Source organism: Flavobacterium pectinovorum (assembly GCF_006438875.1).
In the GTDB taxonomy this organism is placed as follows: domain Bacteria; phylum Bacteroidota; class Bacteroidia; order Flavobacteriales; family Flavobacteriaceae; genus Flavobacterium; species Flavobacterium pectinovorum_A.
The window spans coordinates 48,543-74,588 of record NZ_RCZH01000017.1; the positions used below are offsets into that span (position 1 = coordinate 48,543).

Below are 26,046 nucleotides of genomic sequence, written 5' to 3' on the forward strand. Positions count from 1 at the left end.
ATGCCTTTGTTAAAAATATTTATAAATCCAGGATTTTAGAGATAATGAACTATTTTGAGAGTTTTTGGTTTCTGTTTTATTTCGTTAAAAAGATAAGTTTTAGCGAAATATAGAAAAATTACAATTCGATTGTTTCGCCAATTTTGGGTAAAAACAGGTTTAGGTTTTCTTTTGTAAATGCGCTTAAAGCTTTTTGATGATCCATAACAATGAAACCAAAAGTATCGTAATGAACACCTAATATTTTATCAACCACTACAAGTTTTGAAGCTTCAATAGCTTCTTCAATTCCCATGGTTAATCCATCTCCAATTGGAAAAATGGCAAAATCAAGTTTAGTAAATTTTGTGATAAGCTGCATGTCGAGAGTCAAAGCTGTATCTCCACTGTAGTAAAAATTTCCGTCGACAGTAGTTAATACAAATCCACAGGCAATTCCGCCATAAGAACCATCCATAAAACTACTTGGATGCTGTGCTATTACACATTTTACTGTTCCAAAATCAAAGTCAAATTTACCTCCCGGATTAATTGGGTGTGCATTTTCGATTCCGTTTTTTAGAAGCCAGTTATATATTTCAAAATTTCCGAGAACTTTAGCACCAGTATTTTTTGCGATCCTTTCAACGTCCAAAATGTGATCGTAATGTGCATGCGAAATCAAAATATAATCTGCTTTTATTTCGTCAATATTTATGTTTTTTGCAAGTTCATTACCCGAAATAAAGGGATCAAAAAGAATATGTTTTCCATTTACTAAAACAGAGAAACAGGAATGACCATAATAAGTTACTTTCATAATAAAGCTATTTGAATTAATAAATATCTGAAATTTAGATTTTTATAATTCAAATGATATGCCATTCATCTGTGTGTAGTTAAGAATGCAAAAAAGATTTAAGTTAATGATCGATTATTTTTTGGAAAACAAATTTTCTACAACCCAAGCCGGTCCAATCATTAAAAACTGAAGATCTTTTAAGAAGGACGGTTTCTTACCTTCAATATTATGTCCGTAGAATTGCCCTATCCAGGCGATTATAAAAACACCAATAGAAAAGATCCATAACGGGAAAACTTGCCCTATGTAATAATTAACAACCAAACAAATCGCTGATAAAATCGCAATCTTAACGGCCATTGCAACCGATAATCGGATATAAAAAATAAGAACAAAAATTAATACAACAGCAGCCCAATTTTCAATAATTGGAGCATTAAGTTTTAAAGTATTGGCAATTATAGTACTTGGAATACTCATTAATAAACCTACTATCGAAAAGTAAATTGCGGGCACACAAACATAATGAATTGCTTTATTTTTTGGATTCTGATGACTTACGGCATACTCTTCAAACCATTGTTCTAATGTTCTCATTGTTTTGGATTTAGGTATACGTAAATCTAATAAAATTTTTGGAAGGTGCAAAGGCTCAAAGTAGTAAAGGTTTAGAGGTTGAAAGTTATAAAGATCTTGTGGTAATATTTATTTATGACACTTAAAAACATTCTTAATATTGAACATAAACGAAGTCTTAGTTTCTTAGCCCTTTGTAACTTTAGCCTTTGTAACTTTGAACCTGATTGTAATCAAAAACATTATCCCATAATTTATCTATGGAAATTAATGCTTGGTCAAGAGGCAGAACTTTCCATTTTCCATTGGTTTCAATGCCAAGACCAATGTTTTTTAATTTTTCTAAAGCATCTTTTACATCAAAATCAAGATCGGTTTTTAGGTTTGTTTCGAACCAGGATTCAATTTGAGAATCTAATTCTTCAGCAGTAATAGGTTCGTTGCTCTTGTATAAAAAAGTATAAGCCAAAATCGTTTCCTTCAGCACTTCTTCTTCAGAAGAGTTTAAGAGTGAATAGAAAGCACCGCTATTGTTTCCTAGATTTTTAAAGTAAAGACTGTCTGAGAGTATTTTAGAATATTTAATTTTCTTATTAACAAAGTTGTTGTATTGACGGAACAAATAAAGGGACAAAATTCCGAGCGCAATTAAACCTTGATTAAGTGATGTTTTACTATCTAATAAATCAATAGTTTCTCCTGATTCATAAGCATCATACATGTTGATTAAAGCAGGAATTACTTTAGCACTTAATAGCGAAATTCCACCAAAAATACCCGGAACCCAAAGTAACAATTTGTCTGTAGTTGACATTCTGGGAATTGCATTTGGAAAAATTGTTTCGATATCATTTTTAGGAACTCGCTTAAAAATTTTTAAAACAACAGATCCGGGTTCAATAGGCATTTTACCTAATTTGACTTTCTTTTGCTTTAGAAAATGAGTGTCATTATAATGCAGATAAATCATAACACGATCGTAGTATTCGATCTCAATTTCTTTTTTCCAAAAGAAATATTTTTTTACTTTTACTTTTGATTTATGATGTCCGCGAACATATAATTCATAATCTTGGAATGCATTAAAATCAATTGAAAGTTTTAAACCAATCAAATCAGAATCCTGAAACGCTTTATTCAAAGTTTCCTGATCAATACGAGTATAATTTCCTTGTTCTAAAACTGTAAGTAATGTTTCTTTAAAAACCGAAAAATCACTTTTACCCATAAAACCTTTTCGCTCTTTTAGACTCAAATCCGGATCAAACAAAGCATAATTTTGTTTTAGATTTCGATTTAAATTAAAAGCTTCATAATGAAAATAATGCTCGATAATATCAAACAGTTTTTTAAAATCATCAACTTTTTTTTGGTCTTCGGCAAAAGTGTTTATTTGTTGTTCGAGTAAGAATTCCTTGTTGAAGGGAATATAATGTTCTCGTGTCATATTTTGTAGGTTCTGAGGTACTAAGGCTCAAAGATACAAGGTTTTTTTTTAAACGCTCAAAGGTTTGGAGGTTCTAAGACAAAGTTTTTTTATTTTATGAATCAAAAAAAAGTGAGACTTTTAATCGTTGGCAACGATTAGAAATCTCACTTTAATTGTTCCAAAAAAAATGACAGCATTATTATAATCTTCCTTTCGGGAAAATTATACTTTAAAAGTAAAATTATTTAGCGCAATTTTACCACTTAATAAAATTCTGGCAATGCGTATTTATACCTGTTTTTAAGGTTGATTGTGATTTTATAGAAATTTTTTGTAACTTTTGTAGTGAATACTTTACGGAATAAATGGAATGATACTGTCTGAAGTAATTCAGTTTGTTCTTTTTATTTCAATTACTTTCTCAATAAATTGTATTAGATTTTTTCTTTCAAGCGAAAATAAAGCAGTTTTGTCTTCAGTGTTTAGATATAAATCGGCAATACTTGTAGCATCCATGTTATTAATAGAGTAATGATGGTCAGCATATTTTATAAGATCGTCTAAAAAAAGATCATGTAGTCTTCCTTTTTCCAGTGTTTCTTCGTTGCCTTCTTTTATTTTATCCATTTCTGATTCCGGCAAATCTATAGTGAGGTAAGTATAGTCTACAGGAACATTTGTAATCATCTCTTTAGTAACCTTCCCAGTTCCAAGGCAATATGCACAGGGCGCGGGAACCCATTTTAGTTGTCTGTTTAAACGTTTTATATCATCCCAATCGACAAAAGTTTTTCCTAGACATCTGGGGCATTCTAAATCTGATTTTCTAAATAGGAACTTAAAAATGGTCATTTTTTCTACAATTATTTTAAACGATTAGTGGCGTTGCGAATATAATTATTTATGTAGGAAAAATTAGTTTGCTAAAGGTTTTTTTTGAAGAAAAGATTTATGGTTGGTCAAGGTTGCAAGTTTTGAAAAGTATAAAAAAACTTCTGGATTTTGGTGTGTAGGTTTTTAGTAGATTTTTTTGAGAAGCGCAAGAACATTTGCTTAGTTGTATAATTAATACTTTGTGGATTAGACATAAACTATTCACAATAAAACTGCCGTTGTAGCACGAGCCATTTTGATTAGTCTACCTTACGAAAAAAACAATGGCAATAGAACAGAAAGTTCGGCTGGTTGAGGAATTGTTTGATCGTCTCGAAATTGAAATTACCACTTTCAAATCTGAAACTAATTTGTATTGCAATGCCGGTTGTGGTAAATGTTGTTCTAAACCAAATATAGATGCTTCTCCTTTAGAATTTTTACCTTGGGCGTTTCATTTATTTTTGAATGGTAAAGCAGAAGAAACCTTAGAAAAACTGAATGATTCGACTACTAAAAATTGCCTTTTATATCGACCACTTTCCGTATTAGAGCATCATAAAGGAAGTTGTAGCAATTATCGTTATCGCGGATTAATATGCCGTCTTTTTGGTTATGCTGCTAACACAGACAAATATGGAAAACTAAGATTAGCAACATGTAAAATTATTAAAGAAGAACAACAAGAAAATTTTAATGCAGCTGAAGAAGTAATTAATAAAGGAAAATATGTACCCATTTTTACTGATTATTATATGCAGCTTGCACAAATTGATTATAAAATGGGAATGACTTTATTACCAATAAACGAAGCGCTAAAAAGGGCAATTGAAGAGGTGTTGCATTATTACGCCTACAGACCATTTCCAGGTGGACTTGAGAATATTGCATAACAACACTTTGTAACGTAATAACAAAAAATATCTAATAATCAAATTGATACATTTTGAAATTTAAAACAATAAAATCTGATATTTTCTCCCTACAGGAATAATTTCTCCATTTGACATCGTAAGTGTTTTTAACGTTTTAGACGAGATTTCGCGAGTGTTTACAATATAAGAACGATGAACCTGAATAAATTCATTGCTATTGATTTCATCGGCAATATTAGAGAGCGAGCCGTAGATAATTAGAGGAGATTTTAATTTTTTGCTGTGCAATTTCATGTAGTTGCCCAGACTTTCGATATAGAGAATATCACTTAAAAGTGTCTCGATCATTTGACCGTTGGCACGATATGAAAGTGTTCTTTCGGTGGCAGTATTTTCTTTTTTAAGACTTTTTCCGGAGTAAAACGTTCTGGCTTTTTCGATCGCTTTCGAGAATTTTTCCAACGAAATAGGTTTTAATAAATAATCGATAGCATCGTTTTGATAAGCAGAAAGTGCAAAGTCAGAATATGCTGTAGTAACAATGGTTATTGGGCGATTGGGTTGTAACTCCATTAATTCAATACCAGAAATTACAGGCATATTAATATCCAGAAAGATAATATCGTATTTGTTTTCGTTGAGCATTTTTACTGCTTCCATACCACTAAAAGCACTTCCGGAATGTTCCAGATCGTCGTATTTTGCGATATGCGATGCTAGTGCCTTGTGAGCAGGCGTTTCGTCATCAATGATCAGGCAACGATAGGTAAGTCCCATATATTCAGTTTTACGCTAAAAGCATTTTTTTCTCTTTTGCAGTTCAGTTCATGTTTCAAACCGTAGACTTCGAGCCGTCTTTTTAGATTTTCAATTCCAATTCCTGTTCCCGAAAGCCTGGAACCGGATTCTAAATAATTATTTTTCAGGGTAAAAGATAAATGTCGTGATTTTACTTTTAAATCCAACAGAATAAAAGGTTCAGCAGTTTCGCCTGAAAACTTAACAGCATTTTCGACCAAAGGTAAAAAGAATAAAGGCGGAATATCGATGTTGTTAAAATCGCCTGCATAGTTTTGAGTCACATTTAATCTTTCGTTTCGAAACGTATAATATTCAATGTATTTTTTAACAAAGTCAATTTCTTCGGCAACCAAAACATAATCTTTTTTAGTGGCTTCAATCTGATATCGAAGCATGTCTGAAAGATTCAAAATTCTGTCGGGCAATTTATCAGGTTCCGTTAGAGATTCTCCATATAAATTATTCATTGCATTAAGCAAAAAATGTGGATTGAGCTGTTGTTTTAAAAAGGAAAGTTCTGACTTGTAATTCATAATATCCTTATCTGTTTGTATCATTTTTTTGGTAATCACAATATGAATAAAGTAAAAAAATATTCCATTAATAATAAGTGATAGAATTTGAAGCGTTTTTAAGGCTCCTAATCCAACGATCGGAAAAAGCCAGCTCATGAAAAAATAAAAAGTAGTCCAATAAATGACAAACAATGTAAAAAAGGTTTTAAACTTTTTTTTGAATAAAAAGGGGGTGATAATAAAAACATTGAAACAAGTTACCCAGACAATAGACGGAAAGTAGCCAATTCCGACTTTACTAAAAATATAAGTCCAGTTATGTCGCTCTAAATCTACATCTTTTATTTCATCGTACACACAAGCCAAAATAATCAAATAAACAATGAGATTTACGATAAGATTTCGGAGAAAAAAATTCTGATATATTTTGAGAATCGTCATAACGGCAAAATTAGCGAAATAGTATAGTTTTTGCTTTTTTCTGTGCCAAAATTATACAAACGCCATTGGTATAAATAATACGCCATTTGAATAATTAAGCTATTATAATAAAGAGTTCACAACTACATTTGCTTCGGATTTTAAACATTTTTCCAAACGAACTTTAATTTTTAATTGGCTTATGAAAACGCAAATTATTTGTGCCTTAGTTGTATTTGCTTCTATGCGAACAATTGCTCAGGAAAAAGAGACTCCAATAAAAACGGTTGCAAAAGCGGTAACGGATAAATTTCCGACTACTCGAATTTTAGATTTGCAATACGAACAGTTAGGGCCAACTAATTTTGATTCGAAACTTTTTGGCGAACGTTTTGAAAGAGGAAGAATTGAGAGCCATAATCGATTTAAAGCCGCTATTAATGTACCTTTCCTGACCTCAAAATCAAGACGGTTTGTTTTGACAAGTTCATTGCGCTATAAATATGAAACTTATGAATTTGGAGACATTTATAACTACAATTCGGCAACAACACATACCAGAGAAAAAGAGGAAATTCATTTTTTTGCAGCCGCTTTAAGCGCGACTTATGTTTCGACGCTTTTTCATAAACCCATTATTTACAACGCTACGGTAACTGCAGATGGAAATCAGGATAATTTTCAACGTGTAAAAGGTTTTGCTACTGCGAGTATTGTTTTAAAAAGAACCGCTAATACAACCTTTACTGTAGGAGCTTTGGTCATGATGGATCCTTCGGCTATTATCCCGATTACGCCGCTTTTGACCTATAATCATAAATTTGAAAATTCAAAATGGGATATCGATTTCATTTTGCCACAACGCTTGTTGTTTAGAAGAGAATTGCTGGAAAACGGAAGAATTTCCCTAGGAACAGAATTGAATACTGAAAGTTTTTACTTAAATTTAAACAACCCAAAATTGAAAGGAATTTATGAACTGAATCAACTCGAATTGAAGTCGGGAATCAGCTATGAATACCGCTTTTCGCCAAAAATTATTGGAGTTGTAAAAGCTGGTGTTAACAATGTTATGAGTGTTCGTGTAACAGAAAAGGGGGAACGCACTTCTAATTATGTTTATGATCAGAAGGAAGATGCGCAAGGTTATTTTAGATTTGGGATTTCATATAATCCGTTTTAAAGCAGTTTTTGATTTTAAATTAAGTAGTATTAAAATTAGCAATTATGATTGTTGAAATTTTTAAAACAAATGTTCAGAAAGAAGCAGATAAAAATTATATTATTGCTGTCATTCAAACCCAATTTCCCAATTATAAAATCAATTTTGATTTAGAAGACTGTGATAAAATATTAAGAGTTGAAGGTGTCGATTTAGAGCCCAAAAACATAATTGATTACGTAAATTGTCTAGGTTATATCTGTATAAAATTAGAGTAAAATTAATGTGCCAATTAGAAAATTTGATAATTAGAAAATTTTATAGATTACGCACAATAATTATCTAATTATCAAATTTTCTAATTGTCACATTCTCTCAATTGCCACATTATCTAATTGCCAAATTCTCTACATTTGTGCTCTTATGAAAAAAGCTTTCCAACTCTTCGACTTTACTCAAAAAGTTAATTATAGAAATGAAATTTTAGCAGGTTTAACAGTTGCGATGACGATGATTCCAGAATCGTTGTCGTTTGCTATTTTAGCCGGATTTCCACCACTTGTAGGTTTGTATGCTGCTTTTATTGCCGGTTTAGTTACTGCAATTTTTGGAGGAAGACCCGGAATGATTTCGGGCGGAGCCGGAGCAACCGTTATTGTATTGATTGCTTTAATGAAATCTCACGGGATTGAATATGTTTTTGCAGCCGTTGCGCTCGGTGGCATAGTACAAATCTGTATCGGACTTTTTAAACTCGGAAAATTTATTCGATTAGTTCCTCAGCCGGTTATGTTTGGTTTTGTAAATGGTTTGGCTGTGGTGATTTTCATGTCACAATTGGAGCAGTTTAAAACTGTAATTAATGGTCAGGTTTCCTGGCTACAAGGAACTCCTTTGTATATAATGCTTGGTTTGGTTGCGCTGACAATTGCAATTGTATTGCTTTTTCCAAAATTGACTAAAACAGTTCCAGCTTCTTTGGTAGCAATTTTAGTAGTGTTTGCAATTGTACTTTTATTTAATATTGAAACAAAAACAGTTGAAGATATTGCTTCAGTTCAAGGCGGATTTCCTCCGTTCCATATTCCTAATATCCCGCTTTCTTTTGAAACCTTCAAAGTGATTTTTCCATATTCTGTAATTGTAGCTGCAGTTGGTTTAACTGAAGGTTTGCTTACACTGAATTTAGTCGATGAAATTACTGGAACACGAGGCAATAGCAACAGAGAATGTATTGCTCAGGGAAGTTCAAATATCTTAAATGGTTTCTTTTTCGGAATGGGAGGATGTCCAATGATTGCTCAGACTCTCGTGAATCTATCTGCCGGATCAAGAGCCAGACTTTCAGGAATAATCGCTTCTTTGACTATTTTGTTAATCATACTTTTTGGAGCACCAATAATTGGAAAATTACCAATGGCAGCTTTGGTTGGCGTAATGATGATGGTCGCAATTACTACGTTTGAATGGGCAAGTTTCAGAATCATAAACAAAATGCCTAAACATGATATTTTTGTTGGAATTCTCGTTGCAGTAATTACGATTTTATTGCATAATTTGGCTTTGGCAGTTTTGATTGGCGTGATTATTTCTGCTTTGGTTTTTGCTTGGGAAAGTGCTAAAAGAATTCGCGCCCGACATTTTATTGATGAAGCAGGAGTGAAACACTACGAAATTTATGGCCCGTTGTTTTTTGGTTCTATAACAACTTTCGTCGAAAAGTTTGATATAGCAAACGATCCAAATCATGTAATTATTGATTTTAAAGAAAGTCGTATAGCTGATATGTCTGCGATTGAAGCTCTGAATAATCTAACTAAGAAATATAATCAACTTGGGAAAGTGATCGAGTTGCAGCATTTAAGCCCGGATTGCCGAGAGTTACTTAAAAATGCCGAAGCTGTTATCAAAGTAAATGTAATCGAAGATCCTACGTACAAAGTTGTCTCTTAATTAGATAATGTGTCAATTAGAAAATTAGATAATTTATGCGTTATCAATAAAATTATCTAATTGACACATTTTCTAATTATCAAATTCATGCACTCTATGTAATTGGTGCTATTATTTTTGTTGTTTAAAATAGTTTTTCAAATTTGGAATCAGCAAATCAAAAACTATTAAAGCAATAATAAGAATATATAATATTGGTTTTTTATACACAAAATGCACATGAAAAATCATTGTGGTTATCACATACAGAAGAATAACTATATACAGACTAATTCTAATCTTTTTCATTTTAGTATAATATTAATTTTCTTAATTTTTAAAAGTTGATTAGAGACTTAATATAAAATGTCTTAAAAGAGGAATAATCCAACCGCCATCAATTTCTTCTATCTCGTGTTTGTTTAACTCTACTAAATTGAGGTTTTCTAAGTTTACCAATTCTAACTTCATAATTTTAATTTAAAAAGGCTAATGATAAGCTTTTTGCAAATGTTTCTCAAGAACTTTTGTGATTACAAACTTATCATAGTTCCGTCCAATAAAATTGGATGGAAGTTAAGTGCTTAGAAAAAGATATCTTTTTTGGTGGATCTTATATGTAAAACAGTAAATTAATTATAAAATTATTATTCGTTATCAATGAAATTTTCTAATTGACACATTTTCTAATTACCACATTTTCTAATTCTTCAACATGTTTTTTACCTCACTAAACCTTCCATCTACTTCTTCAATTTGCAAACCTAAAATATGAGCAATTAACGGATAAACAGAAACGTTTTGAAATGAACTGACCTCCTTATCTACTTTAAAAGCTGGGCCTTTTGCATAGAAAATGGCTTGCATATCTTTTTGTTTGTTATCATAACCGTGAGTTCCGCCTTTTGTGTCGTCAGTCTTATTTTTTGCCAGACTATATCCTTTTTTAGCTTCAATCACAAAATCATGAACACGTGGATTTGTACCGTAATGAAGCCTTTTAGGAACTTCACCTGATTTCCAGAATTTAATATGTGGTACTTTTTTTAAAGCCTTTGCGATAGAATCCTGATAACCCGGTTTCGCCTGAAGACTCATAATTGGATTGATTACCTCTTTGTAACTCAACCATTCCGGTTTTAAATAATCCAGAATGACTACTTTTTTGTCATTGCTAATATTAGTCATTCCATGATCTGAGACAATAATTAAATTGATTTGTTTTCCAATGGCTAATTGATCAAGCTTAGAAGATAATTGTCCCATAACGGAATCCATTTTATGAACCATTTTTTCGTTTTCGGGAGAAAGCGGGCCATAAGTATGTCCTGTATGATCTGGTTCGTCAAAATATAAAGTAATCAAATGCGGTCGCTGTTTTTCAGGAAGCTGTAACCACTTTATAACAGTGTCAATTCTGGTTTCGTATGGAATTTTATTGTCGTAATTTTTATAAATACCAGGACGTTTTTTATCCGTATCAGATCCCGGCCAGAAAAAAGAAGCGCTTTTTACACCTTGTTGTTCTGCTACATTCCAAATAGGATTTCCACCATAAAAGCGCGAATCATTTTTAGAATCTGTCGACAATGAGAAATATTTATCTAAAGCCGAATCGTAGAAAGCATTATTGATAATACCGTGATGATCCGGATAAAGTCCAGTCACAATCGAATAGTGATTCGGGAATGTTTTGCTTGGATAAGATGGTCGCATAGATTTGGCATGCACACCTTCTTTGGCAATTTGTTTTAAATTTTTAAGGTCAAAATGTTTTGCGTAATCCCAACGAAATCCATCCATAGAAACCAATACAACGTAGGCATCTTTATTGGATTGAGAATAGGAGAAAGTGTTAAGAAATAAGAATGCAAAAAATAATAGGTGAGTTGTAAATTTTCTCATTTTATAATTTTAATAGAATGACAAAGTTACTGATAAACGATTTTTTAATGAAAAAGAGAATGTTAAACTAAATGAAAGTTTACTGGATATTTGAAAAAAGGTTAGCCACGAATTTTACGAATTATCACAAATTTTTAGCACAATAATAAAAAAAATAATTTGTGAAAATTCGTGAAATTCGTGGCAAAAAAATCTTTTAATTCATTTAATCTGTGACAAAAAAAAACGCCAGATCAAAATCTGGCGTTTTATAGTTTAAGAAGTTAGAACGATTACATCATTCCTGGCATACCGCCACCCATTGGCATTCCGCCTCCGTTATCTTCTTTAATATCAATTAATGCACACTCAGTAGTTAGGATCATTCCCGCAACAGAAGCAGCATTCTCTAATGCTACACGAGTTACTTTTTTAGGATCAATAATACCTGCTTTAAGCATGTCAACATATTCGTCAGTTTTAGCATTGTATCCATAATCACCAGAACCTTCGGCAACTTTTGCTACAACTACAGAACCTTCAAGACCTGCATTTTCAACAATAGTTCTTAATGGAGATTCAACAGCACGAGAAACGATTTGAATTCCTGTTGCTTCGTCAGCGTTATCAGCTTTAATTCCTGCCAAGGCCGCTTTTGCTCTTAATAAAGCAACACCACCACCAGCAACAATTCCTTCTTCAACAGCAGCACGAGTAGCGTGTAAAGCATCGTCAACTCTGTCTTTTTTCTCTTTCATTTCAACTTCAGATGCAGCACCAACATAAAGAACAGCAACACCACCAGCTAATTTAGCCAAACGCTCTTGCAATTTTTCTTTATCATAATCAGATGTAGTAGTTTCCATCTGACCTTTAATTTGGTTTACTCTGTTTTTGATGATATCAGCTTCACCAGCACCACTTACAATAGTAGTGTTGTCTTTATCGATAGAAACTCTTTTTGCAGTTCCTAACATTTCGATAGTTGTATTTTCCAGCGTATAACCTCTTTCTTCAGAAATTACAGTTCCACCAGTTAAGATTGCGATATCTTCTAACATTGCTTTTCTTCTGTCTCCAAAACCTGGAGCTTTTACAGCAGCAATTTTAAGAGCACCTCTTAATTTATTAACTACAAGAGTAGATAGAGCTTCTCCGTCAACATCCTCAGCAATAATTAATAATGGTTTTCCTGATTGAGCAACTGGCTCTAAAACAGGTAGTAATTCTTTTAAAGAAGATACTTTTTTGTCGTATAATAAGATATATGGAGAGTCTAATTCAACTTCCATTTTCTCTGGGTTTGTTACAAAGTAAGGAGAAAGATATCCTCTGTCAAACTGCATACCTTCAACAACATCAACGTATGTATCTGTTCCTTTAGCTTCTTCTACAGTAATTACACCTTCTTTACCAACTTTAGCGAAAGCAGTAGCGATCAAATCACCAATAACTTCGTCATTGTTTGCAGAGATAGAAGCAATTTGTTTGATTTTGTCAGAATCACTTCCAACCACTTTAGCCTGTTTAGCAAGGTCAGCAACGATAGCTTCAACGGCTTTATCGATACCACGTTTCAAGTCCATTGGATTTGCACCTGCAGCAACGTTTTTCAAACCTTCTTTTACGATTGCCTGAGCTAAAACGGTAGCAGTTGTAGTTCCGTCACCCGCTAAATCATTAGTTTTAGAAGCTACTTCTTTAACCATTTGCGCGCCCATATTTTCTAATGGGTCTTTTAATTCGATTTCTTTTGCAACAGAAACACCATCTTTAGTAACAGTTGGTCCACCAAATGATTTTCCAATGATTACATTACGACCTTTTGGTCCTAGAGTTACTTTTACAGCATTTGCTAATGCATCAACACCACGTTTTAATCCGTCACGTGCTTCAATATCAAATTTTATATCTTTTGCCATTTCTTTTAATTTAGTTTAAAGTTTTATTTGTTTCAAGTTTCCTCGATACTTATATTCTTGAGACTTATGTATTTTTAGATTATTGCAAGAATATCGTCCTCACGCATAATCAAATAATCAGTTCCTTCAAGTTTTAATTCTGTTCCGGCATATTTACCATAAAGAACAGTATCGCCAACTTTTACGGTCATAGTGTGATCTTTAGATCCGTTTCCAACAGCTACAACAGTTCCTTTTTGTGGTTTTTCTTTGGCAGTATCCGGAATAAAAATCCCTGAGGCAGTTTTAGTTTCAGCAGCAACAGGCTCAATAAGTACGCGATCTGAAAGCGGTTTAATGTTTAAGGCCATGATTTTATATTATTATAAGTTATACGTTTTTTATGTTCTATTGGATTTCAGAAATTGTGCCATGCTCTTAAAACTGACATTATTTCTTAAAAAAAATGCCAGCTTTGACAGGCTGGCATTTAATATTTATATCTAAGTGATTATTTTGCTGCAGGAGTTGCCGGAGCAGGTGTTTGTTGAACTGGAGCAGCTGGCGTGTTAGCAGGAGCTTCGGTTTTTTCAATAATTTTAGAGTCAGTATCACTTAATGATCCTGTGAAACTTAAGCTTGAAAGCAAAATTAAAGCAATCAAAATAGTCGCTAGTGTCCAGGTACTTTTATCTAAAAAGTCTGTTGTTTTTTGTACTCCACCTAACATTTGAGTTCCGCTGATAGTAGACGACAATCCGCCTCCTTTAGGGTTTTGAACCATGATTACTACGATCAATAGAAAACAAACTATTGTGATTAAAACTAAAAAAATTGAAAATGTGCTCATTGCTTAATTATTATTGTTATTTTGTTGTAAAATCTTTATATCCGAAATACGGTCTGCAAAGAAACTAATTTTTTCTGGATATTTCAAAATTAATATTTCATATGCTTGTATTGCTTTTGTATATTTTTTTTGTTCCAAATATACTCTGGCCAAAGTCTCGGTCATTAAGTAGGAATTATCCTCTTGATTTATGTTGAATTGTACTGCTGGCGTTATTGCAGTCTGCTTTATAGGCGAAATCTTCGGATTCGTTTCGATGAATTTATTGATTATTTCTGCCTTTTTCTTTTTCTCTTCGTCCAATAATTCAACTTCAACAATTGTTTCGGTTGGTTTTTTAGTTTGTTTTTCCTCTTCCGGAGTTTCTTCTGATCTGTCAATTGGCTCAGTTTTGGCTAATTGAAGCCATTCCTGAAAAGAGTGTTTTTCATTAACCGAAAAATCTAATGGTTTTCCTATTTCCAGATTTTCTTCTGCAGTTTTTACAACTTCCGGGATTTCGATCTCGTTAGGTTCTTCAACTTCTTCTTCTTCTTTAGCTTTCTCAAAAACTACTGTTGAAGCTTCTTTAATAGAATTTAAAATCGATTTTTCAATGGGATCAACTCTGACATCTGGAATTTCATCATCAACGGTTTCATCAAAAAAGGTTGAAGTTGCTATTTTAACAGGCTGCTCGATAATTGGATCAACTTTTATTTCTTCTATTTTTGGAGTTTCTTCAAAAGTTATATTCGTTTCTGTTTGATCAGAAGTTAAAACGGGTTCCTCAATTATTGCAGGTTCTTCAAAAACAACTGATGTTACTTCTTTAAAATGATCTAAAATGGGTTGCTCAATAACGGGCTCAATTTTAATCTCTTCTGTTTCTATAGGTTCTTCAAAAGTTGCAGTTGTTATTTCTTTAAAAGAATCTAAAATTGATTGCTCGCTAATTGGCTCAATTATAAGCTCCTCTATTTTTGGAGTTTCTTCAAAGGTTGCAGTTGTTACCTCTTTAAATGAATCCAAAATTGCTTGCTCGCTAATTGGTTCGATTATAGGCTCTTCTATTTTTGGAGTTTCTTCAAAAGTTGTACTAATTACTTCTTTAAATGAATCTAATATTGATTGCTCACTAATGGATTCAATTTTAAGGTCTTTTATTTTTACAGGTTCTTCAAAAGTTGTTGTTACTTCTTTAAAAGAATCTAAGACAGGCTGCTCAATAACCAAATCGATTTTTGGTTCTTCAATTATTACAGGTTTTTCAAAAGTGACCGTTGTAGCTTCTTTAATAGAGTCTAAAATAGATTGTTCTATTGGATCAATGCGAACTTCTGTACTTTTTTTAATTTGTTCTGCCGAGATGATTTCGCTGTCAAAAACAGTAATATTCAAAAGATCTTTTAACTTTCTGTCGTAATATTCGCTTTGGATAGAAGTAAAAGTTTCCGAAGTTATAAAATCAAACAAAATCGAACGGTCAGTCGTATAAGCGGCCGTAACTTTTAGAGCATAATTATACTTAAAGCTGTTTTGATTATAAAGTCCTTTTAATCGCAATGCGCGGGCACTTTGAAAATACGGAAATTCATTCAAAACACTTCCTAATGCATCCGCCTGCTTTTCTGTAATAGCATCGGGTTTGTTCATTAAGTAGGTATAATCAGTTACGTTCATTATGTATTATTTAATCGTATTGTTGTTTAATTATTTATTGGATTATTAAATCGTTTGTAGATTAGTCGATTTGACGATTAACCGATTTAACAAATCAACATTTTTACCACTTTGCGAGTGACTCATTAAAAATATCCTGAGTAATTCTCTCAAAAATTACTTTAAGTGCTTCGTTCAGAATAGCACCTGTTGGAAGACCAGATCCGGCAAAATCATAATAAAACTCAAATGATTTTTCAAAATCGTCAGTTTCTTTCTTTTTATTGGTAAACCTAACTTGTACACGAATTGTCAAACGGTTTTGTGCCGCTTTCAGATCTGAATCTGCTGTAGCAGTCATTGGCGTTGTTCTGTAGTCTACAATTTCTCCTTCATAAACTAAATCTCCACCGTTGCTAACTAAGTTTAAATTAGTTTGCCCCATAATTATATCCTGCAATGCCAGTGTAAATTGTCTGTCGATTCCCGGTTCAACCAAATCAGCATTATTTTGAAAGAAATTAACCTGAAAAGTTTTTGCGTCAATTTTTCCCGTTCCTGTAAAGTTGTAAACATTGCAACCGCTAAAAGTTGTTGCAATTAATAGAATTAAAAGATATTTTAAATTTTTCATTTTTTATTTTAAGATTTCAAAGATATTCATTTTCGGCCAAAACTTTTTTGCGTCTTCGTGTCTTTGTGGTAAAACTACAAATCAAATTGTTTAATTTTTCTATATAATGTTCGCTCAGAAATACCTAATTCATCTGCAGCAGCTTTTCGTTTACCTTTATTTTTCTCTAATGATTTTTTGATCATTTCGATTTCTTTTTGTTCTAAACGTAAAACCTCTTCTTCTTCAATCGTTTCAGCGAACAAATAATTATCGTCTTGCATTTGATAATTTTCTTCGCGTGCTGTCGGTGTCATGACAGCCGTTCTTGGTTCTTCTTCAAAATCTATCTCGCTTTCATTTTCCTGCGAACCATATATCTTCTGAATCAAATTAGGATTAATGTCCTGGACTTTTGAACTTCCATTTTTCATTAATTCTAAAGTCAATTTTTTCAAATCATTCAGATCACTTTTCATATCAAAAAGAACTTTGTACAGGATATCTCTTTCAGTACTAAAATCGTTTTCTTTTTTCTTGTCGCTAATTACAGAAGGCAAATTGCTTCCTTCGGCGCTAGGGAGATAAGATTGTAAAGTTGCTAATGTAATATCACGATTGGTTTCTAAAACTGAGATTTGTTCTGCTACATTTCGCAACTGACGGATGTTTCCGTTCCATCTGAATTTTTGCAAAAGCAGAACAGCATCGTCATCTAACTTCAACGGTGGCATTTTGTATTTATGCGCAAAATCAGCAACAAATTTTCTAAATAACAAATGTATGTCTTCGTTTCTTTCACGCAAAGGCGGTAAAGTAATTTCGACAGTTGTTAAACGATAATACAAATCCTCACGGAATTTTCCTTTTTCAATTGCATTGAATAAGTTTACGTTTGTAGCCGCAACGATTCTAACATTTGTTTTCTGAACCTGAGAAGATCCTACTTTTATAAATTCACCATTTTCAAGAACACGAAGTAAACGAACTTGAGTTGTTAAAGGTAATTCACCCACTTCATCAAGAAAAATAGTTCCGCCATCGGCTACTTCAAAATAACCTTCACGCGTGCTTGTTGCACCTGTAAAAGCGCCTTTTTCGTGTCCAAAAAGCTCACTATCAATAGTTCCTTCCGGAATTGCACCACAGTTTACAGCAATATATTTACCATGCTTTCTGTGCGAAAGCGAATGGATTATTCTTGGAATATTTTCTTTACCAACACCACTTTCCCCAGTCACCATTACCGAAATATCAGTAGGCGCCACCTGAATGGCTTTTTCAATGGCGCGATTTAATTTAGGATCATTTCCAATAATCTCAAATCGCTGTTTTATTGCTTGAACTGTTTCCATTTGTTTTTTGTTTCAAGTTTTTATTTGTTTCAGGTTTCAAGTTTTTATACTTTGAGCCTTAACTTTTTAAACTCTTTTTTATATCGATCGAATTAAAAAGCTGTTTTAATTCGTTATATTGATTGTTTTTAAGATCCGCTTTGTTGAGAATAAGAAAGTGATTCTTTTTTATAAACACAATGAAATAATCTTTTACTTCTTTTATCTTCAATAAGTCCTTCCAGAAATATTTTGTATCGAAACTATCTCCTTTTACTTGAAAAAAGTCATAATTGAAAATATGGTATATGTTTTCTTTGTTTTTAGGGTCTTCATTAAATTTAATAGCTATGTTCCGACGTAGTATAAGGAAAAGAACTAAAGGGAAAAATAAAATCAAGATTTCTGATCTAAACAAATTATCGAAAGAGAAGTTATCTTTTGATGTCTCATTTATGATTATGCGAACTCCGTTTATTAATAATAATGAAAATGCAATAATACAAAACCAAATTATCGGTTTTGGGAACATTACACTTAATATGGCTTTTGTGTATGTTTTTGCACTAAAATTATTTTTTACTAGAATTTCTTTCTCCATATTTTAAATTAAAACTTAAATAATCTTTATTATGTATGTCTCAAGTTACAAAGAAAACCTGAAACTTGAAACAAATTTTCTTAATTCATTTCACTAAATCCAACCGCTTCACCTTTCAAAGTTCCACTCGTACAACTTGTGATTTTTACATTTACAAAATCTCCAATTTTATAATTTTCCTTTGGGAAAACTACTGTAATACTTTGAGAGTTTCTTCCAGAGAACTCTTCAGATGATTTTTTAGATACTTTCTCAACTAAAACTTCAACAATTTGCCCTACGAATTCTTCACTGCGGAACCAAGCATGTTTTTGTTGTAAATCAACAATTTCCTGTAATCTTCTTGCTTTGGTTTCTTCCAGAACATCATCTTCCATTTTTCTTCCTGCCAAAGTTCCCGGACGCTCAGAATACGAATACATATAACCAAAGTTATATTTCACATATTCCATCAGACTCATTGTATCCTGATGATCTTCTTCAGTTTCTGTTGGAAAACCGGCAATCATATCTTGCGAAATCGAAGCATTCGGGATAATCGCCTTGATTTTATCAATCAAAGCCATGTATTCTTCACGAGTATGTAAACGATTCATTTCTTTTAGAATTCTGTTGCTTCCAGACTGAACCGGCAAGTGAATGTGTTTACAAATATTTGGATATTTCGCAATAACGTGCAAGATGCTTTCGTGCATATCCTGCGGATTAGAAGTCGAAAAACGAATACGCATTTTAGGAAAACCAACAGCAACCATTTCAAGCAATTGATCAAAATCGACCGCCGTTGCTTTTTGCATATCAGATGCATTTACAAAATCTTTTTTCAAACCGCCACCGTACCAAAGGTAACTGTCAACGTTTTGACCTAAAAGTGTGATTTCCTTAAAGCCTTTATCCCATAAATCCTGAATTTCCTTTATAATACTCTGAGGTTCACGACTACGCTCACGTCCGCGTGTAAAAGGCACAACGCAAAACGTACACATATTATCGCAGCCACGAGTGATAGAAACCAAAGCTGTAATTCCGTTACTCATCAAACGAACCGGCGAAATATCTCCATAGGTTTCATCTTTTGATAAAATTACATTAATGGCGTCACGGCCTTCCTCAACTTCTGCCAATAAATTAGGCAAATCTTTGTAAGCATCAGGTCCAACAACAAGGTCAACTATTTTTTCTTCCTCCAGAAATTGACTTTTCAAACGTTCCGCCATGCAGCCCAAAACGCCCACTTTCATCTTTGGGTTAATACGTTTCACCGCATTATATTTCTCCAGACGTTTGCGAATAGTTTGCTCCGCCTTATCTCGAATCGAGCAGGTATTTACAAGAACCAAATCGGCATCTTCAAGAGTTTGTGTGGTGTTATATCCGTTTATTGATAAGATAGAAGCTACGACCTCACTGTCCGAAAAATTCATCGCACAACCGTAACTTTCTATAAAAAGTTTCTTAGTATTCTCAGGTTTATTCTCCAAAACAAGACTTTCGCCCTGTTTGCTTTCCTCAATAATCTTTTCCATTGTATAATTTCAAAGTGCAAAGATAACGTAAATGCTATCAATGTGACAAGATGGCAGAAAAGAATTTTTAGATTATTGATTATTGATTTTGATTACTTGGACAAACTATAAATGACTTCTTTGCCACATATTAAAAGATCAAAAGGATTTTTTTTACCGCAAATTTCACAAATTTCCACAAATTAATTCGTGCTTATTCGTGGCGAATAAAAACTTTGTAAACTTTGCGATTAACTTTTTTTGCCACAGATTAAAAAGATTCTCAAAGCTTTGCGAACTTATCCTGACATCTTTCAGCTCAAATTAAACTTTGTGAACTTTGCGTAAAAACTTTGTGGTCTCTGCGGTTAGATTTTGCCACAGATTAAAAGATTAAAAGGATTTTTTACGCCACGAATTTCACAAATTTCCACAAATTAATTCGTGCTAATTCGTGAAATTCGTGGCGGATAAATTTTAATAATTCTTTTCGGAAAACCCTGATAAATTTGCGGTTATATTTTTTAGCCACAGATTAAAAGATTAAAAATGATTCTCAAAGCTTTGCGAACTTCGCCTGAAATGTTTCAGCTCAGATTAAAACTTCGCGAACTTTGCGTAATAACTTTGTGAACTTTGGGGTTAAATTTTTTAAGAAGCTATTTCCAGCTTTCCGTTGCATCCCGATAGCTATCGGGACATAAAAAAAGCAAAGTTTCTAATGTTTTAAAAAGAGCTTCTTTTAGTCGCTTTTTTAAAACAAGAAACTTTTGCGTTTTTTATTCCGGGCTTTTCACTGCAATCTGGGCTAGGAATTTAGGGTATGAAAAAGAACATTTCCGGGGTAAAAACCATTAAAAGTTATACCTATATATATAATAGGTAGGAATACAGATAAATCTGCAATTTTAAGAAACATAATATTAAAATAACTCAAAAATGCATTCGCAAGGCAGATATTTAAAAAAAATAGATACTTTTGTTGCAGAAAAATAGAGCAATGGCAAAGAATTTAGTAATAGTGGAGTCACCTGCAAAGGCGAAAACGATAGAGAAATTTCTGGGAAGTGATTTTCAAGTAGAATCAAGTTACGGACATATCGCAGACTTACCATCAAAGGAAATAGGAGTAGATGTAGAGAATGGATTTAAACCTAAATACGAAGTCTCTCCGGATAAAAAAGCCTTAGTAAGCAAGTTGAAAGCACTATCTAAGAATGCCGAAATGGTTTGGTTAGCAAGTGATGAGGACCGCGAAGGAGAAGCTATTTCATGGCACTTGGCGGAAGAATTAAAACTGGATGTTAAAAAAACCAAGCGAATTGTTTTTCATGAAATTACCAAGTCAGCGATTCTTAAAGCGATTGAGAATCCAAGAGAAATTGATTATAACTTAGTAAATGCACAACAAGCGCGTCGTGTTTTAGATCGTTTAGTAGGTTATGAATTATCTCCGGTTTTATGGAGAAAAATTAAAGGCGGACTTTCTGCCGGACGTGTACAATCAGTTTCAGTTCGTTTGATTGTTGAGAGAGAACGCGAAATTCAAAATTTTAATGCCGTTGCGAGTTATTCTATCGTAGCAGAATTTGTAAATGAGGCAGGGAAAACTTTCAAAGCCAAATTACCAAAGAACTTCAATACTAAAAAAGAAGCCGAAGATTTTTTAAACAAAAACATCGGATCACAATATAAGGTAGCTGATTTAGAAACTAAACCTACCAAAAAATCACCAACAGCGCCTTTTACAACTTCTACTTTGCAACAAGAAGCAGCCAGAAAATTGTATTTGCCGGTTGGAATCACAATGCAGCTTGCACAACGTTTATACGAAGCGGGACTTATTACTTATATGAGAACCGATAGTGTGAATCTTTCTAAAGATGCAATGGATGCCGCTGAAGCTGAAATCATAAAATCATACGGAAAAGAGTTTTCAAAACCTCGAACTTTCGCCAACAAAAGCAAAGGAGCACAAGAAGCGCACGAAGCAATTCGTCCGACAGATATGTCACGTCATACCGTAAATATCGATCGTGACCAAGCTCGTTTATATGATTTGATCTGGAAAAGAACATTGGCATCTCAAATGAGTGATGCACAATTAGAAAGAACAAACGTAAAAATTGAAGCAAATAATCACAGTGAGATTTTTACAGCTTCAGGAGAAGTTTTACTTTTTGAAGGTTTCTTGAAAGTGTACTTAGAAGGACACGATGATGATGAGGAAGAGCAAGAAGGCATGTTGCCAGCCTTGAAAGTAAACGAAAAGTTAGCAAACAATTATATTACAGCTACAGAACGATATTCAAGACCACCGTCTCGTTATACAGAAGCTTCATTGGTTAAAAAATTAGAAGAATTAGGAATTGGCCGTCCGTCTACGTACGCGCCAACTATTTCTACTATCATCAATAGAAATTATGTTGAGAAAGGAACTCTTGAAGGCCAGGAACGTAAATACACCCAACTTACTTTACAAGCAAATAAAGTAGGCGAAAAGGTACTGAAAGAAAATACAGGTTCAGACAAAGGAAAATTAGTTCCAACAGATATCGGAACTATCGTTACAGATTTCTTAGTTAAGAACTTCGGAAATATTTTAGATTACAACTTTACTGCAAAAGTAGAACAGGATTTTGATGAAATTGCTGAAGGAAATATTGACTGGGCAGTTATGATGCAAGAGTTCTACAATAAATTTCATCCAAATGTAAAAGAGGTTGAAGCTAATGCAGAACGTGAAAGCGGAGAAAGAATCTTAGGAAAAGATGCAGACGGGAGACAAGTTTCTGTTCGTTTAGGAAAATTTGGACCAATGGCTCAAATTGGAGAAGCGGATGACGAAGATAAAAAATTCGCAAGTTTAATGTCTGATCAAAACATCGGAAACATTACACTTGAAGAAGCTTTGAATTTATTTTTATTGCCTAAAAATCTAGGAGAATATAAAGGAGAAGAAGTAGAAGTTAGCAATGGTCGTTACGGTCCTTATGTGCGTCACGGAAGTGTGTTTATTTCTTTACCAAAAGGAGAAGATCCATTAAGTCTTTCTAAAGAAAGAGCCCAGGAATTAATTGATGAAAAAGCAATTGCTGATGCGCCAATTGCAGTTTACAAAGGCGAAGGAGTGCAGAAAGGTGTGGGGCGTTTTGGTCCGTTCATCAAATGGAATGGTATTTTTATCAATGTAAGCAAAAAATACAATTTTGATAATTTATCACAACAAGAAGTAGAAGAACTAATTGAAGATAAATTACAAAAAAATATAGACAAAGTGCTTCACAATTGGGAAGACGAAGGAATTTTGGTTGAAAAAGCGCGTTGGGGTCGCTCGGTTATTACAAAAGGTAAAATCAAAATTGAATTAAGTAAAGATGTTGATGCTACAAAATTGACATTGGCTGAAGTTCAGGAAATGATTGCTAAAAAAACACCGGCAAAAAAGACACCAGCAAAAAAAGCAACAACAACTAAAAAAGCACCAGCTAAAAAACCAGCTGCTAAAAAGAAATAACAAATGGAATTTGATTTTCTAGAACCAGTTAACGAAGGGATTTTAAAATTCATTAGTTCGTTGTCTTCACAAGAATTGGGCAGCAAAGTAGTTTTGCATACACAAGATCAATTTCCTGATATTAGCAAAATAAATATTGCTATAATTGGTGTTTTAGAAGACCGTCGCAGCAATGATATAGTGAATGAAGTTAATCTTACAGCGGTTCGTAAAAAGATTTACAGCATGTTTCCCGGTAATTGGGATGCTTCTATTGCTGATTTGGGAGACATACTGGCAGGAGACTCTGTAGAAGACACATATTTTGCATTAAAGAAGGTAACTTCTACATTAATTAAGAATAAAGTGATTCCTATAGTCCTGGGAGGTTCCCAAGATTTAACCTATGCTTTGTATCGCGCTTATGATGATTTAGAGCAAATGGTAAATATGGTTTCTGTAGATAATAAATTTGATTTTGGTAAAGAAAATGAAACAGTTTCGGCTAATTCTTTTTTGACTAAAATCATAATAGATGAGCCTAATAACCTTTTTAATTATTGTAATATTGGATATCAGACTTATTACAATTCGCAGGAAGAAATTGATTTAATTGAAAAATTATTTTTTGATGCCTATCGTTTGGGCGAAATATCAAATAAAATAGCTTTGGCAGAACCGGTTTTTAGAGATGCTGATTTGGTAAGTATTGATTTGAATTCCGTAAAGTCTTCGGCTTCAGGAAATATGAAGTCTTTTGAGCCTAATGGTTTTAACGGAAAAGAGATTTGTTCTTTGGCGAGATATGCCGGAATTAGTGATAAAGTTTCCTCTTTTGGAGTTTTTAATCATAATAGCACAGCACAGGAATCGGGTATTATTGCTCAGATCGTATGGTACTTTATAGAAGGGTATCATTACCGATCAAAAGAGTATCCGTTTGGAAGCAGAACGAACTATTTAAAATATATTGTTCCGCTGGAAGATGAGGAGCTTATTTTTTACAAAAGTGACAAAACGGAACGTTGGTGGATCGAGATTCCGTTCGAATCAAATGGTAACAATAAATTAAAAAGAAATACGTTATTACCGTGTTCTTACGACGAATATTTGAGCGCTTGCAACCAAGAATTGCCAGAAAGGTGGTGGAAAGCACAGCGAAAAAATGCTTTGTAGCAGAAAATTTTAGCAGAAATCTTAATTTTTTTAAAATTTAAAAATCAAGTTAAGAAATATTAGTAAGACAAGATTTACATATTATAAAATTTAACGTTTTACGTCGATTTTTTAAGTTAGTTTGTCGATAAAATATTTTTTTTTTATTTTATTTAACATTATTTTTGAACGGTGAAATAAATTTCGCAACTAGTATTGTTTTTTAGATAAATAATAAATACGTTTACGAACTTATAATAATGAATAGATAATCCCAAATTTATATGAAGAAGTTTATTGCATTTGCAGCAATGTTAACACTGGTAATTGGCTGTGGTAAGTCAGGAGACAAAGGTGAATTGGTTGGTGTTACAGGAGGCAAATGGCACCCTGAAAAGCCTTATGGAATGACTTTAGTTCCAGGTGGGTCTTTTATTATGGGTAAATCAGATGCTGATTTAGCTAATGTAGAGGATGCTCCGACTAAAACAGTAACTGTTCGTTCATTTTATATGGATGAAACCGAAATTACAAATAGCGAATATCGCCAGTTTGTAGAGTGGGTAAAAGACTCTACAATGAGAGTTCGTTTAGCTATTTTGGCTGATGAAACCGGACAGAAATCTACAGGTGATAAAGGTAAAAAAGGTGGCAGCATCTCAGATTATGCATTTAATGATTCTGAGCCGGATAAGATGACGGCTTATGATAAATATATGTATGATAACTACTATAGTGTAGGTACAAAAGATGATCCTTATGCTGGAAGAAAACTGAACAAAAAAGTTAAGTTAATTAAAGATACTAAAGCTTACCCGGATGAGTATTATACTGAGGTAATGGACTCTATGTATTTGCCAATTGAAGAATCATATAATGGTTTAAGAACAATTGACGTAAATAAATTGAAATTCCGTTATTCTTGGATGGATATTCAGGCAGCTGCAAAAGCCAAAGTAGGAAAAAGAAAAGACTTCGTTAAAACAGAACAAGTTAGTGTTTACCCTGATACAACAGTTTGGATTAAAGATTTTGCTTATTCATATAATGAGCCAATGCACAATGATTATTTCTGGCACAAAGCTTATGGAGATTATCCTGTAGTTGGTGTGACTTGGAAACAAGCTAAAGCATTTTGTGCCTGGAGAACTTTAAATAAAAATAGCTATATCAAATCTAAGAAAAAAGGACGTGATTTAGTTAATGCTTTCAGATTGCCAACAGAGGCAGAATGGGAGTATGCTGCAAGAGGTGGTCTGGAATCAGCTACTTATCCTTGGGGAGGTCCTTATACTAAAAGCGACAGAGGTTGTTTCTTAGCAAACTTTAAACCAAACAGAGGAGATTATGCTGCTGATGAGGCATTATATACTGTTGAGGCTAAATCTTATGAGCCAAACGGATACGGATTGTATAATATGGCAGGAAACGTTTCAGAGTGGACGGATTCAGCTTACAATCCAAATGCATACGAATACGTTTCTACAATGAACCCTAACGTAATTGATGGAAACAATCAAAGAAAAGTTGTTCGTGGAGGATCTTGGAAAGATGTTGCTTACTTCCTACAGGTAAGTACTCGTGATCACGAATATGCGGATTCTGCAAGAAGTTATATTGGTTTCAGAACTGTACAAGATTACATGGGAACTCAAACAACAGGAAGCGGAAAAAAGAAAAGTAAATTATAATTAATATCAAT

At 33.2% G+C, this 26,046-nt stretch carries 22 protein-coding genes; 7 read left to right on the forward strand and 15 right to left on the reverse strand.

The window, feature by feature from the left end; genetic code table 11:
• Positions 1–118: 118 nt before the first annotated feature.
• From EAH81_RS21270 to EAH81_RS21285, 4 genes are all read right to left on the reverse strand, one after another.
• Positions 119–799, reverse strand: a complete 681-nt coding sequence (locus EAH81_RS21270) for a metal-dependent hydrolase (RefSeq protein ID WP_140511023.1) — start codon at positions 797–799, stop codon at positions 119–121.
• 114 nt (positions 800–913) lie between these two features.
• On the reverse strand, positions 914–1,378 hold the full coding sequence (locus EAH81_RS21275) for a DUF962 domain-containing protein (protein ID WP_140511024.1): 465 nt from the start codon (positions 1,376–1,378) through the stop codon (positions 914–916).
• 181 nt (positions 1,379–1,559) lie between these two features.
• Positions 1,560–2,804 carry a TMEM143 family protein gene (locus EAH81_RS21280; protein ID WP_140511025.1) on the reverse strand — a complete coding sequence of 415 codons (1,245 nt, stop codon included), beginning with the start codon at positions 2,802–2,804 and terminating at the stop codon, positions 1,560–1,562.
• Between the two features lie 372 nt (positions 2,805–3,176).
• On the reverse strand, positions 3,177–3,638 hold the full coding sequence (locus EAH81_RS21285) for a hypothetical protein (RefSeq protein ID WP_140511026.1): 462 nt from the start codon (positions 3,636–3,638) through the stop codon (positions 3,177–3,179).
• A gap of 305 nt (positions 3,639–3,943) precedes the next feature.
• On the opposite strand from EAH81_RS21285, the gene EAH81_RS21290 reads away from it, so the two are divergent.
• Entirely contained in the window at positions 3,944–4,552 is a 609-nt protein-coding gene (locus EAH81_RS21290) for a YkgJ family cysteine cluster protein (RefSeq protein ID WP_140511027.1), read from the forward strand.
• A 60-nt stretch (positions 4,553–4,612) separates the two neighbouring features.
• Here EAH81_RS21290 and EAH81_RS21295 read toward each other — a convergent pair whose 3' ends face one another.
• Both EAH81_RS21295 and EAH81_RS27920 read right to left on the reverse strand, forming a co-directional pair.
• Complete coding sequence (locus EAH81_RS21295) at positions 4,613–5,311, reverse strand: LytR/AlgR family response regulator transcription factor (protein ID WP_140511028.1); 699 nt, start codon at positions 5,309–5,311, stop codon at positions 4,613–4,615.
• Positions 5,287–5,892, reverse strand: coding sequence for a sensor histidine kinase (locus EAH81_RS27920; protein ID WP_241676613.1), 606 nt, complete (start codon positions 5,890–5,892; stop codon positions 5,287–5,289). Before EAH81_RS27920 ends, EAH81_RS21295 begins: the two co-directional genes overlap by 25 nt.
• Before the next feature lie 580 nt (positions 5,893–6,472).
• Between EAH81_RS27920 and EAH81_RS21305 the strand changes: the two genes are divergently transcribed.
• The 3 genes from EAH81_RS21305 (at position 6,473) to EAH81_RS21315 (ending at position 9,385) form a co-directional block, all read left to right on the forward strand.
• Positions 6,473–7,453, forward strand: a complete 981-nt coding sequence (locus EAH81_RS21305; RefSeq protein WP_140511030.1) for a hypothetical protein — start codon at positions 6,473–6,475, stop codon at positions 7,451–7,453.
• Between the two features lie 44 nt (positions 7,454–7,497).
• Positions 7,498–7,710, forward strand: coding sequence for a hypothetical protein (locus EAH81_RS21310; RefSeq protein WP_140511031.1), 213 nt, complete (start codon positions 7,498–7,500; stop codon positions 7,708–7,710).
• 145 nt (positions 7,711–7,855) lie between these two features.
• Positions 7,856–9,385, forward strand: a complete 1,530-nt coding sequence (locus tag EAH81_RS21315) for a SulP family inorganic anion transporter (RefSeq protein ID WP_140511032.1) — start codon at positions 7,856–7,858, stop codon at positions 9,383–9,385.
• A gap of 681 nt (positions 9,386–10,066) precedes the next feature.
• On the opposite strand, the gene EAH81_RS21320 is transcribed toward EAH81_RS21315, so the two are convergent.
• The 9 genes from EAH81_RS21320 to miaB form a co-directional block, all read right to left on the reverse strand.
• Complete coding sequence (locus EAH81_RS21320) at positions 10,067–11,269, reverse strand: ectonucleotide pyrophosphatase/phosphodiesterase (protein ID WP_140511033.1); 1,203 nt, start codon at positions 11,267–11,269, stop codon at positions 10,067–10,069.
• 272 nt (positions 11,270–11,541) lie between these two features.
• Positions 11,542–13,170: a chaperonin GroEL gene (gene groL / locus EAH81_RS21325; protein WP_140511034.1), complete on the reverse strand. Its 1,629-nt coding sequence runs from the start codon at positions 13,168–13,170 to the stop codon at positions 11,542–11,544.
• A 74-nt stretch (positions 13,171–13,244) separates the two neighbouring features.
• On the reverse strand, positions 13,245–13,520 hold the full coding sequence (gene groES / locus EAH81_RS21330; RefSeq protein ID WP_012023920.1) for a co-chaperone GroES: 276 nt from the start codon (positions 13,518–13,520) through the stop codon (positions 13,245–13,247).
• Positions 13,521–13,660: 140 nt separating this feature from the next.
• Positions 13,661–13,999: a preprotein translocase subunit SecG gene (gene secG, locus EAH81_RS21335; RefSeq protein WP_041517492.1), complete on the reverse strand. Its 339-nt coding sequence runs from the start codon at positions 13,997–13,999 to the stop codon at positions 13,661–13,663.
• Positions 14,000–14,002: 3 nt separating this feature from the next.
• Positions 14,003–15,661: a tetratricopeptide repeat protein gene (locus EAH81_RS27710; protein WP_194150832.1), complete on the reverse strand. Its 1,659-nt coding sequence runs from the start codon at positions 15,659–15,661 to the stop codon at positions 14,003–14,005.
• Between the two features lie 103 nt (positions 15,662–15,764).
• Positions 15,765–16,274: an LptE family protein gene (locus tag EAH81_RS21345; protein WP_140511035.1), complete on the reverse strand. Its 510-nt coding sequence runs from the start codon at positions 16,272–16,274 to the stop codon at positions 15,765–15,767.
• Positions 16,275–16,348: 74 nt separating this feature from the next.
• Positions 16,349–17,608, reverse strand: a complete 1,260-nt coding sequence (locus EAH81_RS21350; protein WP_140511036.1) for a sigma-54 interaction domain-containing protein — start codon at positions 17,606–17,608, stop codon at positions 16,349–16,351.
• Positions 17,609–17,666: 58 nt separating this feature from the next.
• The gene (locus EAH81_RS21355; protein WP_140511037.1) at positions 17,667–18,188 is read right to left on the reverse strand and encodes a YcxB family protein; all 522 of its coding nucleotides are present in this window, start codon (positions 18,186–18,188) and stop codon (positions 17,667–17,669) included.
• Positions 18,189–18,268: 80 nt separating this feature from the next.
• Positions 18,269–19,714: a tRNA (N6-isopentenyl adenosine(37)-C2)-methylthiotransferase MiaB gene (gene miaB / locus EAH81_RS21360; RefSeq protein ID WP_140511038.1), complete on the reverse strand. Its 1,446-nt coding sequence runs from the start codon at positions 19,712–19,714 to the stop codon at positions 18,269–18,271.
• Positions 19,715–20,693: 979 nt separating this feature from the next.
• On the opposite strand from miaB, the gene topA reads away from it, so the two are divergent.
• From topA to gldK, 3 genes are all read left to right on the forward strand, one after another.
• Complete coding sequence (gene topA / locus EAH81_RS21365; protein WP_140511039.1) at positions 20,694–23,210, forward strand: type I DNA topoisomerase; 2,517 nt, start codon at positions 20,694–20,696, stop codon at positions 23,208–23,210.
• Between the two features lie 3 nt (positions 23,211–23,213).
• Positions 23,214–24,365 (forward strand): formimidoylglutamase, encoded by a 1,152-nt coding sequence (locus EAH81_RS21370; RefSeq protein WP_140511040.1) that lies wholly within the window; start codon positions 23,214–23,216, stop codon positions 24,363–24,365.
• Between the two features lie 263 nt (positions 24,366–24,628).
• Positions 24,629–26,035 (forward strand): gliding motility lipoprotein GldK, encoded by a 1,407-nt coding sequence (gene gldK / locus EAH81_RS21375; RefSeq protein WP_140511041.1) that lies wholly within the window; start codon positions 24,629–24,631, stop codon positions 26,033–26,035.
• Positions 26,036–26,046: the final 11 nt, after the last annotated feature.